The 13,351-nt window shown below is 68.7% G+C and carries 13 protein-coding genes; 9 read left to right on the top strand and 4 right to left on the bottom strand.

Annotated elements, in window-relative coordinates; genetic code table 11:
• Nucleotides 1–61: 61 nt before the first annotated feature.
• Complete coding sequence (locus tag IE182_RS26860; RefSeq protein ID WP_071962293.1) at nucleotides 62–559, top strand: inorganic diphosphatase; 498 nt, start codon at nucleotides 62–64, stop codon at nucleotides 557–559.
• Between the two features lie 26 nt (nucleotides 560–585).
• On the opposite strand, the gene IE182_RS26855 is transcribed toward IE182_RS26860, so the two are convergent.
• Both IE182_RS26855 and IE182_RS26850 read right to left on the bottom strand, forming a co-directional pair.
• Entirely contained in the window at nucleotides 586–2,265 is a 1,680-nt protein-coding gene (locus tag IE182_RS26855; RefSeq protein ID WP_373303622.1) for a threonine/serine exporter family protein, read from the bottom strand.
• A 161-nt stretch (nucleotides 2,266–2,426) separates the two neighbouring features.
• Nucleotides 2,427–3,770 carry a DedA family protein gene (locus IE182_RS26850; protein WP_308432170.1) on the bottom strand — a complete coding sequence of 448 codons (1,344 nt, stop codon included), beginning with the start codon at nucleotides 3,768–3,770 and terminating at the stop codon, nucleotides 2,427–2,429.
• A 237-nt stretch (nucleotides 3,771–4,007) separates the two neighbouring features.
• Here IE182_RS26850 and IE182_RS26845 point away from each other — a divergent pair, with 237 nt between their 5' ends.
• The gene (locus tag IE182_RS26845) at nucleotides 4,008–4,376 is read left to right on the top strand and encodes a YbjQ family protein (protein ID WP_190112535.1); all 369 of its coding nucleotides are present in this window, start codon (nucleotides 4,008–4,010) and stop codon (nucleotides 4,374–4,376) included.
• 36 nt (nucleotides 4,377–4,412) lie between these two features.
• Here the strand turns inward: IE182_RS26845 and IE182_RS26840 are convergent, their stop codons facing one another.
• Nucleotides 4,413–5,171, bottom strand: coding sequence for a MerR family transcriptional regulator (locus IE182_RS26840; RefSeq protein WP_190112534.1), 759 nt, complete (start codon nucleotides 5,169–5,171; stop codon nucleotides 4,413–4,415).
• Nucleotides 5,172–5,332: 161 nt separating this feature from the next.
• Between IE182_RS26840 and IE182_RS26835 the strand changes: the two genes are divergently transcribed.
• Nucleotides 5,333–5,959, top strand: a complete 627-nt coding sequence (locus tag IE182_RS26835) for a Uma2 family endonuclease (protein WP_229845138.1) — start codon at nucleotides 5,333–5,335, stop codon at nucleotides 5,957–5,959.
• Between the two features lie 167 nt (nucleotides 5,960–6,126).
• Nucleotides 6,127–8,418, top strand: coding sequence for a hypothetical protein (locus tag IE182_RS26830; RefSeq protein WP_190112533.1), 2,292 nt, complete (start codon nucleotides 6,127–6,129; stop codon nucleotides 8,416–8,418).
• On the opposite strand, the gene IE182_RS26825 is transcribed toward IE182_RS26830, so the two are convergent.
• Nucleotides 8,385–8,840, bottom strand: a complete 456-nt coding sequence (locus tag IE182_RS26825) for an ATP-binding protein (RefSeq protein ID WP_190112532.1) — start codon at nucleotides 8,838–8,840, stop codon at nucleotides 8,385–8,387. The two genes, IE182_RS26830 and IE182_RS26825, sit on opposite strands and share 34 nt — an antisense overlap.
• 151 nt (nucleotides 8,841–8,991) lie before the next feature.
• Here IE182_RS26825 and IE182_RS26820 point away from each other — a divergent pair, with 151 nt between their 5' ends.
• From IE182_RS26820 to IE182_RS26800, 5 genes are all read left to right on the top strand, one after another.
• Nucleotides 8,992–9,807: a helix-turn-helix domain-containing protein gene (locus IE182_RS26820; protein WP_229845137.1), complete on the top strand. Its 816-nt coding sequence runs from the start codon at nucleotides 8,992–8,994 to the stop codon at nucleotides 9,805–9,807.
• Nucleotides 9,804–10,004 (top strand): DUF397 domain-containing protein, encoded by a 201-nt coding sequence (locus IE182_RS26815; RefSeq protein WP_190112531.1) that lies wholly within the window; start codon nucleotides 9,804–9,806, stop codon nucleotides 10,002–10,004. Before IE182_RS26820 ends, IE182_RS26815 begins: the two co-directional genes overlap by 4 nt.
• A gap of 193 nt (nucleotides 10,005–10,197) precedes the next feature.
• Nucleotides 10,198–11,043: a Holliday junction ATP-dependent DNA helicase RuvA gene (locus tag IE182_RS26810; protein WP_308432169.1), complete on the top strand. Its 846-nt coding sequence runs from the start codon at nucleotides 10,198–10,200 to the stop codon at nucleotides 11,041–11,043.
• A gap of 144 nt (nucleotides 11,044–11,187) precedes the next feature.
• On the top strand, nucleotides 11,188–11,985 hold the full coding sequence (locus IE182_RS26805) for an alpha/beta hydrolase family protein (protein WP_190112530.1): 798 nt from the start codon (nucleotides 11,188–11,190) through the stop codon (nucleotides 11,983–11,985).
• 452 nt (nucleotides 11,986–12,437) lie between these two features.
• Nucleotides 12,438–12,962 (top strand): MepB family protein, encoded by a 525-nt coding sequence (locus tag IE182_RS26800; protein ID WP_190112529.1) that lies wholly within the window; start codon nucleotides 12,438–12,440, stop codon nucleotides 12,960–12,962.
• The last annotated feature ends 389 nt before the right edge of the window (nucleotides 12,963–13,351 follow it).

The raw sequence follows: 13,351 nt of genomic DNA, 5'->3' as shown, positions 1-13,351 counted from the left end.
CACACCTGCGTGGGGGACACTTAACCACCAGACGTATGTGTTGATCATGAAGGAGCCACCCGTGGAGTTCGACGTCACCATCGAGATCCCGAAGGGTTCGCGGAACAAGTACGAGGTGGACCACGAGACCGGTCGCATCCGTCTGGACCGCCGTCTCTTCACCTCGACCAGCTACCCGGCCGACTACGGCTTCGTCGAGAACACCCTCGGCGAGGACGGTGACCCGCTGGACGCCATGGTCATCCTGGACGAGCCGACCTTCCCCGGCTGCCTCATCAAGTGCCGCGCCATCGGCATGTTCCGCATGACGGACGAGGCCGGCGGCGACGACAAGCTGCTGTGCGTCCCGGCGAACGACCCCCGCGTCGAGCACCTGCGCGACATCCACCACGTGTCGGAGTTCGACCGCCTGGAGATCCAGCACTTCTTCGAGGTCTACAAGGACCTGGAGCCGGGCAAGTCCGTCGAGGGTGCCGACTGGGTCGGCCGTGCCGAGGCCGAGGCCGAGATCGAGGCGTCGTACAAGCGCCTGGAGGCCGCGGGCGGCTCGCACCACTGAGCCCTGCCGCTCACCCGGACGCGCGGCTAGAAGCCGCGCGTCCGCTTCGCTGCCCGGCGCGCCGCCGCGCCGGGCACCGTGAGGAACATCCGGGACATCTCGGACCCGAGATTCACTCCGATGGCGATCGCCAGCGCCAGGGCCGCCGCCTTGGTGAGACTGGAGATGCCGGTGCTCAGCTCGTTCTTGGCGAAGTTCAGCAGCGCGAAGTAGACCGCACTACCGGGCAGCAGCGGCCCGATCGCCGCCGTGACGTACGGCAGCGCCGACGTGTGGTGGTAGCGCGCGAGCAGCTGCCCGAAGAGGCCCACGAGCCCCGCGGCGACGGCCGTGGCGGGCACCGGATCGACCCGCATCGTGTCGGCGAGCGCCCCGTAGACCACCCAGGCGACCCCGCCGTTGAGCGTGGCCACCCATACGGTGTGACGTTCCTGCTGCAGCAGCACCGCGAAGGCGAAGGCCAGCAGCATGGCCGCGACGATCTGGATGACGGGCCGCTCCCGGTGCTGCAGCGCCGCCTCCGGGTTGAGCGTCCTGCCGCCGATGTGGACGCCGCCGTAGAGGACGACGAGCACGCCGCAGACGATCCCGACGATGAGGTAGCCGACCTCCAGCAGCCGGGCCGCCGCCGTGATGTAGAAGCCGGTCAGACCGTCCTGCACGCCCGCCACGAGGGCCCGTCCGGGGATCAGCGCGAAGAGCCCACCGGTGATCACCGCCGACGCCTGGACGTGCGCGGGGGTGGCGCTGAGCGCGACGCCCATCGCCGCGGGCGGCAGGGCCGCGGCCACGAACTGGTAGAACTCCGGCAGCCCGCGCCCCGCCGCCAGCCACGCCAGCCGGTCGCCGAGCATCGCCCCGACGGCCGCCGCGAGGAAGACGACGAGACCGCCGCCCACGAGCATGCTCGCCGCGCCGGCGAGCAGCCCTGACGCGGCCGTGAGCCCCCAGCCGGGGTAGGGGTGGCGGTTGCGCCGTATCTCGGCCAGCCGGCGGTACGCCTCCTCCAGGGTCAGGCCCTGGGTGGCGATGTCGTGGACGAGCCGGTAGACGGCGTTGAGCCGGGTGTAGTCGGTGCCGCGCCGCCGCACGGTGCGGTTGGCGGTGACCGGATCGTCGACGAGGGACGGCTGGTAGCTGACGGTCAGCAGCGTGAACGTGACGGTCGGCTCGCAACGGGCGAGCCCGTAGGCGTGCGCGACGCCGAACATGGCGGCCTCGACGTCCTCGGCCCCCTCGCCGCCCGCAAGCAGCAGCTCGCCGATGCGCAGCGTCAGGTCCAGGACGCGCGGTACGGCCGGCCCGGCCTCCTCCTCCTGCTTCTCCAGGCGCTCGGGCACCGGCCGCTCGCCGACCGGCATGCGCAGCATGGTGCGCATGCGGTCCTGCCAGGGGGCGGCCTCCTTGACGAGGCTGACCTTGGGTATGCCGTACGGCGGGGTGAAGGCAGGGTAGGAGGCGCCGCCGGGCGGCGTGAAGGCCGACCCCTCGGGCGCTTCCTCCGGCTCGGCGGTCACGCCGGAGGGCAGGGCGAACTCGGAGGTGGGGTGCTCCCCCTCGGGCGGGGGCGGCAGGGGAACCCCCAGGGGCGGAGTGAAGGCGCTGTGCGCCTCGTCGGAGTGCGGCTTGCGGTCCTCGGAGGGCGGGTCGGGGTCCGGGTCGCCGCCCGGACTCGCTGTTCCGCTGCCCCGCTGCCGTTCCACCACCACGTACTCCTCGGTGCGCCCTCCTGGTACGGCCAGGATGCCTGCCGGGCGAGGGGCCCGCGCACTGGGGGCGGGAAATGCGGAGCGTCGGGCTCCTTAACGGCTCTCCCGTGTGCCGTTAAGGCCGTTGATGCGGTGAATACCGGGAATGCGGTGGGGCGTCAGCGCCGTGCGTGGCCGCCGTGGCCGTGCTGCCCGTCGTCGTAGCCGCGGTGGCCGTAGCCGCCGTCGCCGTAGCCACCCTCGTCGTAGCCGTCCTGGCCGTAGCCGTCCTGGCCGTAGGCGCCGTCGTAGCCGCCCTGGGGCTGGTACTGGCCTGGGGCCTGGTACTGACCTTGCTGCTGGCCCTGCTGCTGGCCCTGGTACTGACCCTGGTGGTGGCCTTGCTGGTGCTGCTGCCCCTGGTACTGACCCTGACCTTGGTACTGGCCCTGGTACTGGCCCGGCTGCTGCCCCTGACCCTGGTACTGGCCCTGCTGCTGGCCGTAGCCGCCGCCGTAACCGGCCTGGTTGCCGTAGCCGCCCTGGCCCGCGTAGCCGCCGCCCTGGTTGCCGTAGCCACCCTGGTTGCCGTGGTAACCGGCCTGGCCCGCGTAGCCACCGGCTCCGGCGTAGCCACCCTGGTTGCCGAAGCCGCCCTGGTTTCCGTACCCCCCGTGACCGCCCTGACCCCGGTCCTGACCCTGGTCCTGGCCGTAACCGCCCTGGCCGCCATGACCGCCCTGGCCGTAACCGTTCTGGCCACCGGGGCGAGGAGCGGACGGGGCCTGCGGGGTGAACGGAGCGTGCGGGGTGAAGGGGGCCTGCGGGGCCGCCGGACCCGCGGCACCGGCTTCCGGACCGGCCTCGTCGTCGACCTCGGTCTCCGGGCCGGCCTTCTTGGCCTTGGAACGGGCCCGCAGGAACTCGATGGCGATCGGCACGACCGAGATCAGCACGATCGCGACGAGCATCGCCTCGATGTTCTTGTGGACGAACTCGACCTTGCCGAGCGACGCGCCCAGCAGCGTCACGCCGCCGCCCCACAGGGCACCGCCGATGATGTTGAACGTGAGGAACGAGCGGTAGTTCATCCCGCTCACGCCGGCGATGATCGGCGTGAACGTACGGATCACCGGAACGAAACGAGCCAGAACCAGCGATTTCGGGCCGTACTTCTCGAAGAACTCGTGCGCCTTCTCGACGTTCTCCTGCTTGAACAGCCGGGAGTCCGGACGCCGGAAGAGGGCGGGACCCACCTTCCGTCCGAAGAGGTAGCCGGCCTGGTCGCCGAGGACCGCCGCGAGGATCACCAGCCCGCACACCGCCCACAGCGGGTGGTCCAGGCTGCCCGTGGTGACCAGCAGACCGGTCGTGAACAGCAGCGAGTCACCCGGCAGGAAGAAGCCGATGAGCAGGCCCGACTCGGCGAAGACGATGGCCAGGACGCCCCACAGGCCGAACTGGCCGATCAGGTAGTCCGAGTTCAGCCACTGGGGGCCGAGCGCGAGAGTGGTGGGGGTCACGGGTGACAGGCTCCTGGGTCGAGGGCGCAGGCTCGTTGCGAGGCCCGGGCACAGGCGGGGAGGAGGTGATGTGCCGCCCCAAGCTATCAACGCCACCGCGGCCCGCCGGGTTCCATGCGGGCACCCACCGTCCCGCACGGACCGTAGATGATCATGTACTCGAACGGCGCAACCCCACCGCCCTGGGGTGCGTCACGGACAACAACCGGCAAAACTGCACAGACGGAGGTGGATGCGATGGGCATCGAGGAGTTCGGCGGCGGTCAGCACGAAAAGTCCGATGTGCTCGTGGTCACGACCAACGATGTTCCCGGATACCGGGTGGAGCGCGTGATCGGCGAGGTCTTCGGCCTCACCGTACGCTCGCGCCACATCGGCAGCCAGATCGGTGCGGGCCTGAAGTCCCTGGTCGGCGGCGAGCTCAAGGGCCTGACCAAGACGCTGGTCGAGACCCGCAACCAGGCCATGGAGCGCCTCATCCAGCAGGCCAAGGCGCGCGGCGCCAACGCCGTCCTCATGTTCCGCTTCGACGTCACGGAGGCGGCCGACGTCGGCACCGAGGTCTGCGCGTACGGCACGGCAGTGGTGATCGCCCCGCAGGCGTGACGCCGCGCCGGGGCGATCACCACGCGGTCGCCCCGGTCAGCTGTTGCGGACGGCGTTCGCGAGGATCGCGTCCCGCAGGTACGGGGCCATACCGGGCCGGACGGCCTCGTACGTGGCGGTGAAGCGCTCGTCCGCCACGTACATCTCGCCGAGCGCGGTGTGCATCTCGTACGAGCAGGCGTAGTAGTGCTCCAGAATCTGCCGCCGGTGCTCCTCGGCGAGATCCATGGCCTCCTCGGACTCCGCGGCCACCCCCGACTCCATGAGCGCGGCGATCCGCGCGTTCAGCCCGTCGGCCTGCTCCTTGATCCGCAGCCAGTCCTCCTTGGTGTACGAGGACGTCCGGCGCACCGACTCCTCGTAGGCGCCGGTGCCGCCCCATCGCCGCTCCGCCTCCGCCGCGTGCGCGTCGGGGTCGAAGTCCCCGAAGACCTCGAACTTCTCCTCGGGCGTGAGAGAAATGCCCATCTTGCGTGCCTCCATGGCGTGCTCGACGGCGGCGGCCATGCGCTGGAGCCGACCGATCCGCTCCGCCAGCAGCTCGTGCTGCCGCCGCAGGTGCGCCATCGGATCGACGCCGGGATCGTCCAGCAGGACCGCCACCTCGTCGAGCGGAAACCCGAGCTCCCGGTAGAACAGGATCTGCTGCAGCCGGTCGAGGTCCACGTCCTCGTACCGCCGGTGCCCGGCACGGCTGCGCCCGGACGGCACGAGCAGACCGATCTCGTCGTAGTGGTGCAGCGTCCGCACGGTGACCCCGGCGATCGCCGCCACCTGTCCCACGGAGTGACTCACGTCCCCGCTCCCTTCTGTGTGCACGCTCCACGGTGGGGGCTCACGCGGCGTGAGGTGCAAGTCCGGGGGCGCACCGGAAAAACGGTCCGCCCTCACCCGGCCGGGTGGCGCTACCGTCGAGTGCGAGAAACCTGTCCACGACCTCGCACACGATCCGGTCCATGGGAGCAGTGATGGCCGCAGAAGCCAGGTATCAGCAACCGGAGCGGGCCACGCCGGAGAACTGGATGTACCCGCCGGCCGACGGCTGGACGTACGACCAGGTGAAGGAACTGGTCCTGCCGTTCGACTGGGAACTGGTGGATGGGGCGATCGTGGTACGCGGCATGGCGAATCAGTGGCACGACGATGTGCGCGACGGGCTGCTGGTCGCCCTGCGGCTGGCCAACCGGCCCCCCTACCGGGTCAACTCGGAACGCTGCGTCCTCGTCGACGAGGCCAATCCGGCGAAGCCCGACGTCATCGTCTTCGACACACGCGATCTCGACCGGCGGAGCATCGAATGCGTCCCCGTCCAGCGCGTGCTCCTCGCTGTCGAGGTCGTGTCCAAGGGCTCGCGCACCGACGACCGATTCCGCAAGCCAGGGATGTACGCCGACGCCGGCATCAGTTACTTCTGGCGCGTCGAACGAGGCGAGGACGACGTTCCGGTGGTGCACGAGTTCTGGCTGCACCCGGAAGCCGGCGTCTACGCCCCCAGCCCCGACCGCCCCACCCATACGGGCACACTCAAGACGGATGTCCCGTTCCCGGTCGAGATCGATCTACGCGGTCTGATCGAAGGCTGAATCGCGGTTCGCCTCCTCTGAACAGATACAGTCCGTCGCTGCGCCATCTGGCGGTCCCGGCGTAGCACAGCGCAAGGGCCTGGCCCACGATGGCCGTTATGCCCCTTTCTTGCCGGCCGAAGAGGCCGACTGAGTCGATCCGCCCAGAGGGCGTCGTCGAGGTCCACGTGGTCGACTCGATCAAGGAAGGGGCGGTAGCCGACTTCAGCGGGGACGGGCCGCCACAGGAGCGGGGGCGACACCCCCGGGTGCGGGGACCGCTGATCCGGGAGCTCTGCCTGGGCAAGGACCCCAGCACCCCGCGGGGGATGCACGGCAAGGACACCGTCCACATCAAGGGCCTGACGATCACAGGCCAGATCGACCTGGTGGATGCCGACATCCCCTGCCGGATCCTCCTGACCGACTGCATCTTCGAATGCGGCCTGGACCTCAGGAACGCCCACGCCAAGCAGTCGATCCGGCTGACCGGCTGCCGGCTTCCCTCGTTCGCGGCCGACCGGATGTTCAGCCCCGGCGACCTGGAGCTTTGCGCCGTCACCGTGCAGGGTGAGGCGACGTTCGTGGAAACCCACCTTCACGGCGACCTCCGCTGTACCGGGAGCACGTTCGAGAACCCCAAAGGCTCCGCAATCGACTGCACGGGCATGACTATCAAGGATTCCGTCCACTTCGACGGCCTCAAAGCCACAGGCGTCGTCTCACTGACCTCTGCCCACATCTCGGGCAACCTGGACTTCCGCAGATCGACGCTGCACAACCCGCAGGGACAGTGCCTGGACGGGACGCATCTCACCGTGGACGGCGACCTGATCTGGGAGAACGATTTCAAGGCCCACGGCGAAGTGTGCCTCAGGTGGGCACGCCTCAAAGCACTCCGCGGGTCGGGTGCCTCGTTGACCGCCCAGAGTACGCCGGCATTGCAGGCGGAAGGCATCCACGTCACCGAAAACATCATCCTCGACGAAGGATTCACGGCTCGTGGCGAGGTACAGATGGTCGCCGCACGAGTAGAGAACAAGATCCGCTTCAGCAATGCGACCCTCGAAAGATCAGGCGGGCGGGCTCTCCACGCCGAGAGGATCGAAGCCGGTGAGGTGTACCTGAACGAAACGCAGATCAGTGGCGAAGTCTGCCTGGTCGGAGCGGAGATCCAGTCACAGCTCAACTGCACGGGGGGAACCTTCAATCGCGACGGCGGGAAGTACGCGCTGAACGCCGCGCTTCTGGTGTGCAGAGGAGAGGTCTATCTCGACGACGGGTTCACCGCCGCTGGAGAAGTCCGCCTGACCGGCGCCGAGGCCAAGCGCGAGCTGAACTGCACTGGCGGAACGTTCGAGAACGAAGCCGGGTGCGCGCTGAACGCCGACGGCATGACGACGCAGGGCAGCGTCTTCCTCGACAAGCGGTTCAGCGCCGTCGGCGAGGTCCGGTTCGCGAGAGCCACGGTCGGCCGCCAGCTCGACTGCGCAGGCGGCACGTTCAAGAACATCGGCGGGATGGCTCTCGACGTCAGCGGCATGGTGTGCGAGGGCGACGTCAAGCTGAGTGAAGGGTTCAGTGCGGCGGGCACGGTCAAGCTGGAGGGAACCCGCATCACCCGTGACCTCGACTGCCAGAGAGGAACGTTCTATGCGGCCAACGGCACTGCGTTCCTGGGCACAGAGCTGCAGGTCGGAGGGTCGTTCCTCTGGAAGTCGGTAGAACTCGACGCCGGGACGGTGGACCTCTCCTTCGCATCAGTGAGGATCTTCAAAGACGACAGGGAAAGCTGGCCTACGAACGACGGCAGAAAACATGAACTGACCGGGTTCACCTACGAGTCGCTTGTCAGCGAAATGACCGCCGATAACCGGGAGACATGGCTGGAGAACACCCCGACGTACTCGGCGCAGCCCTACCAGCAGTTGGCGTTGGTACACCTGCAGGGCGGGCAGACCGACCGAGCGATGCACATCACGATGGCCAACCACAGGGACCGGCGCAAGCGCGGCGAATGGGGGAAGGCACGCCGAGGAAAGAAGCTTACGCCCGGCATTTGGGCAGCCAAGTCGTGGGATGTCTTCATCGGATGGACCGTTCGCTACGGGTACCAGTTCCACCGCCCATTGCTGACACTCCTGGTGATCGGGCTCACCAACATCGTCTTGTTCTACATCGCCAACAACACCGGAGTGATGCATCCGACGAGCCGCTCCTTGGCGGAGGGCAAGGCATTGTCGGACAAGTGTGACGGAAACTATCCGTGCTTCGTCCCACCGGTCTACGCCTTCGAGATCCTCACACCGGTCCTCAACCTCCGCCAGATCAACTACTGGCTGCCCACCCCGACCGACCCCTGGGGAAAGTTCCTGTTCGCCTGGGTCGTTTTCAATATCGCCCTGGGATGGCTGGCGAGCATCGCCATCGCCGGCGGCCTCACCTACTACTTCAGCGGCGACCGGCGAGCGCGCTCCTGAGCGGCGCAGCTGAGCTCGCACCAGACCGTCTTGCCGATGCCGTGCGGGCGGGGACAGAAGCCCCACCGGTCCGCGAGGGCGGCTACGAGCCTCAGGCCGCGGCCGGCCTCGTCCTCGGCCGACGCGCGGCAGCGCCGGGGAATGCCGTCGCCCGCGTCCGAGACCTCGATGCGCAGCGTTCCGTCGGTCACGATGCACAGGGCGTGGATCTCACGGCCGGGCGACATGCGTGCGTGCTTGCACGCGTTCGTCATCAGCTCACTGAGGAGCAGCACGGCGGTCTCGACGAGCTCGTCGTCGACCGCCTCCCATGCGCGCGCCTGTTCGCGCAGCAATCGGCGGGAGAGAGCCACGTTGCGGGGGTGACGGGTGAAGCGCCACCAGACGTACGAGGGCGGTGTGTCGAGTCGCACGGCAGTCATCGGTGTCCTTGGGGCACGGGCGTCGCTCGGGAGCGGGGAGTTTCGGCGTTCAAGGCCCAAACAGTGCTGGCCACGGGCCAGAATCGGCAGTATCGACGTGGGTACAGGGCGCTGCCGTCCCAGACGCGGCGCCCGGGGAGGGGGCAGCACGGTGGCGACCGAGAGCTCACAGCCGCCGATGGCCTGGCGGTACTGCGGCAACCAGATCAAGTTGTGGCGCACGCTGGCGGGCGTGACCCGCGAGGAGCTGGGCAAGGAAGCGGGGTACGAGTACGAGTCCGTGAAGTCGATGGAGCAGGGACGGCGCCGACCGAGCGTGCGGCTGCTCGAAGTCGCGGACGAGATGTGCGGGGCGAAGGGGTTGTTGGTTGCGGCTCGCGACTACCTTCAGCCCGAAAAAGAACCCTCCCATCACCGTGAGTTCATGGCGATCGAGGCCGAGGCCATCGCCGTCTCCTCGTACGAGCCCCTGCTCGTCCCGGGCCTCCTTCAGACCGAGGCGTACGCACGAGTTCTCATGCGGGGTCATTGGCCGCCACCCGACGACGAGACACTCGATGAGCGCGTGGCGGTTCGTTTGAATCGCCAGGAGAAACTGACCCATAGGCCGGCGCCGCTGTTCACATACGTGATCTACGAGGGGGCTCTACGCAGCGGAGTCGGTGGTGCGGCCGTCATGAAGGAGCAACTGGCCCACCTGCTTGCGACAGCCGAGCTTCGTAACGTCTCCCTCCACGTCCTTCCTGTCGACTGGTACGCGACCAACCACCTCAACGGCTCACTGACCTTGATGGAGACCGCCCAGCACCAGCACTACGCCTACGTCGAGGCTCACAGCACACGCGTGCTGTACAGCGACACCGAAACGGTCAGCAATCTCACGAAGGGCCTCGACGTGATCTCCAGGCAAGCCCTGAGCACCGGGGATTCTCACGTGTTCATCCGAAAGGTTATGACCGAGCTATGAGCGGCAAGCTCGACTGGTTCAAGTCCAGTTACAGCGACGACTCCGTGGGCAACTGCGTCGAAATAGCCAGACACCACGGGGAGGTGCACGTCCGGGACTCGAAGCTCGGGGGCGACACCCGAATAACAATCCCGCCCGTCACCTGGGCCGCCTTCACGGCCGAGCTTCGGGGGTCGAGGGTCGAGCGACCTCTCTAAGGAATGGGTGGTGGGCCTGAACCCACCCACCCTCCCAACTCGCCCGTGAGCACACATGGATGACTTTCCGCAACCGAGTCGCCGCGGCGCGCGATGACGCGCTAGCGTGCGCAGCAACAAGCAACCCCCGCCGGTGCGCCAACACCGAAACGGGGGTCTGACCACCAAGATCGAGCACCTAGAAAGCGATCCAGTGGCTGAAGCCAACATTAGCCCCGCCCCGCCCATGGCCGCACCGGGCTACGGAAAGCGAACCGCACCCGGCCAGGCACCCCGCACCCGCGAGGCGTTCGCGCATCTGCCCGCCCGCGAGGCGTACATCGCCTCGCACCTCGACCGCCTCCCCGAGGGCGCGGCCATGGACGTGAAGACGCTGGCCAAGGAGCTGCCCTACGGCCAGCAGGCCCTCGGCACGGCGCTGAACGCCCTGTCGCAGGCCGGGCACCTGCGGCGCGTGCGCGAACGGGTCAGCAAGGACCGTACGCAGTGGGTGTTCCGCACGTACTTCTCACGGACGGCACGCGACGACGCATGGTGGAACCGCTTCCTGACCGGCGACGTCACGCCGGAGCAGGAGGCGGCGGCGTCGCCACCCGCCCGCTCGGAGGCGTACGACGCACTGGCGGCGCTGGGCCGGGCGGACGCCCGCCTGGCGCTGTCGGCGGCGGACTGCGCGGAGCTGGAGCCGCTGGCGGCGAAGTGGCTGAGCCGGGGCACGTCCAGAGCGGAGCTCATCCGGACGCTCACGGCGGGGCTGCCGCCCGACGTCCACTCGCCGGCGGCGCTCACACGCACACGGCTGACGGTGAAGATGCCACCGGAACGGGTGATGCCGATGGGCAGCCGTCTGATGGAGTGCACGTCCTGCCGTACGCCGGGGCGGCCGGAGGCCCTCTCGGGCGGCCTGTGCCGCGCCTGCCACGGCGACCATGAGGCGACGTCCCGGCCGCCGTCGGTGGATGTCCGGGACCGGGCGGCGGCGGTGAGAGCCGCGAGCCGGGCGGGGAGGGACAAGTTCCTTAAGGGAAGGAAGCGCTGAGCGCTACGTGATACGTTCGGCGCCGCTGTGCGCTACTGCGAACCGAGGAGGTGAGACCGATCAACGCTGTGACAGGTCGGGGCTCCCTTCATCGCATGGCCTAGGGAGTGCCCGCAGAAGGCATCCCGAAAGGCTCGAAACGCTATGCGCTTCACCTCTGAAACGTCGTCCGACGGCGTCTTTGAACAGCTCTTCACCCTCGGTGAGATTCCCGGCGTGCTGTGGACGCCGGAAGGCGCCACCGGTACGCGTCCCCTGATCCTGATGGGACACGGTGGCGGCCAGCACAAGAAGGCCCCTGACATCGTGGCCCGTGCCTGCCGTTTCGTGGCCGAGTGCGGTTTCGCAGTGGCGGCGGTCGACGTGCCCGGCCATGGCGACCGGCCGAAGGAAGAGGAGTACGACCGGCTCGCGACCGAGAACCAGGCTCGCGTGAACGCCGGAGAGGAACTGGCCCCGCTGATCGCTGGTTTTCAGGCGCTCGTGGCCCGCCGGACCGTCCCGGAATGGCAGGCGGTCCTGGACGCGGTCCAGGAACTCGACCACGTCGGCGCCGGCCCGGTGGGCTATTGGGGGGTCTCGTTGGGTTGCGGACTCGGCGTTCCGTTCGTCGCCGCCGAGCCTCGCGTCCGCGCGGCGGTACTGGGCTTGGGCGGAGCGTCGGCATCCGCGTCGGCATCGGCGTCGGCATCCGCGTCGGCATCGGCATCGGCATCCGCGTCGGCATCGGCATCGGCCGAGGCCGCCACGCGGATCACCATCCCGGTGGAGTTCCTGGTGCAGTGGGACGATGAGCGGGTGCCGCGGGCCCAGAGTCTGGCGCTGTTCGACGCCTTGGCCTCGGCCGAGAAGACGCTGCACGCCAACCCCGGAAAACACGGAGACATCCCGGCATTCGAGTTGGACAGCACGCTACGGTTCTTCGCCCGGCACCTCGGCTGATACCGCCGCCTGTGGTCCGCGACGCGCCGATCGGGGGGGGCATCCCGATCGGCGCGAACGGCCCCGCGGTGATCGGCGCGGACGGCCTCGCGATCACTGCCCGGCTGCGTCGAGGAGGATCGGGGTGCGGCGTCGCGCCGCCCACGATCCGGGCGATCTGCTCACCGGTGAAGCCCTGACCTCTGTAGCCGGCCTCGGTCAGCAGTGCCCAGAAGCCGCCGTTCCCGGCGAGGGCGGCTTCCAGCTTCGCCGGGCCCTCCCACCAGGTGGAGACGAACGACTCGCCATCGACCGGAACGTTGGAGTCGGCAAAGGCCACGCGGGCCGGCCGAGCCACGCGTCCGCAACCAGTACGAAGTTCGCCATGGCCGCACCGTAACGAAGGGGTCTGACAACGCCCGGCCAACACATTCGATTCAGGCGTCCGGCGGGCGCAATGGCAGGATGTCGGGATGGCGACGAACCACCCGTGGGCAGGGCTTCACGCTGACCTGCTGGCCGCGAAGACGCTGGTGTACGACCCGAGCGGCTTTGCCTGCTCACAGCCGGTGCCGGAACCGGAGAGCGCCGAGTACGCGGCTCACGGGTTCACGCTCGACGGGCTGACGGTCAGGTTCCGCGTGGCCAAGACCACCCCGACGAAGGCCGGCCAGTTCGTCACCGTGTGGCAGCGGTCCGCGGAGGGTCCGATCCGGCCGTTCGACGCCGATGACGGGGTGGACCTCTTCGTCGTCAGCAGCCGTGACAGCGGGCAGTTCGGACAGTTCGTGTTCCCGCGGGACGTGCTGTGCGAGCGCGGCATCGTGTCCCGGAACGGCACCGGCGGGAAGCGGGGGTTCCGCGTGTACCCGCCGTGGGTGACCACGACCAGCCGTCAGGCGGGCGGCACGCAGGCGTGGCAGGTGAGGTACTTCCTGCGTCTCGCGGAGGACGCACCTCTCGACGCGACGCGAGCGCAGGCCCTCTACCACCCGTAGGTGCCCGCCGGGTTGCCGGCGCCTGCCCGATGGGTCGCGTGACGGCTGGGCAGCGCTGGTCGTTCCGGTCGGTACGGGCCGAGGAAGACCCCGAGGCTTCCCCGGCCCGACGCCACGGGCAGTGCACTGCTCTCAGAGCAGGCCGGTCACGTGGCTGATCACGCCTCCGACGAAGGCGTGGAGCCCTGCCACGACCAAGCCCAAGAGCTGACCGACAATGGGCAAGAGCATCGCTGCACTCCTGTCATATGGGCCGCTCATCATCGCGGCCTGGTGACCGGATCAACGACGCCTCGTCCGGTCGGACACGTCCTAGTAGTGCTTTGTTAGGTGGCCCTTGTCGTGGTGGGTGGGCGGTAGTTCGCTGGCTGTATGAGGGCTGGGGAGCT

The sequence above is a fragment of the Streptomyces cinnamoneus genome, assembly GCF_014650495.1.
GTDB lineage: Bacteria > Actinomycetota > Actinomycetes > Streptomycetales > Streptomycetaceae > Streptomyces > Streptomyces cinnamoneus.
The sequence above is the reverse complement of the archived record's forward strand: the minus strand, read 5'-3'. Positions and strand labels throughout refer to the sequence as shown.

Coding starts and splice junctions, on each gene's coding strand:
- IE182_RS26845 (WP_190112535.1), top strand. CDS start 4,008: ATGGGCATCGAGGAGTTCGGCGGCGGTCAGCACGAAAAGTCCGATGTG.
- IE182_RS26835 (WP_229845138.1), top strand. CDS start 5,333: ATGGGAGCAGTGATGGCCGCAGAAGCCAGGTATCAGCAACCGGAGCGG.
- IE182_RS26825 (WP_190112532.1), bottom strand. CDS start 8,840: ATGACTGCCGTGCGACTCGACACACCGCCCTCGTACGTCTGGTGGCGC.
- IE182_RS26815 (WP_190112531.1), top strand. CDS start 9,804: ATGAGCGGCAAGCTCGACTGGTTCAAGTCCAGTTACAGCGACGACTCC.
- IE182_RS26805 (WP_190112530.1), top strand. CDS start 11,188: ATGCGCTTCACCTCTGAAACGTCGTCCGACGGCGTCTTTGAACAGCTC.
- IE182_RS26800 (WP_190112529.1), top strand. CDS start 12,438: ATGGCGACGAACCACCCGTGGGCAGGGCTTCACGCTGACCTGCTGGCC.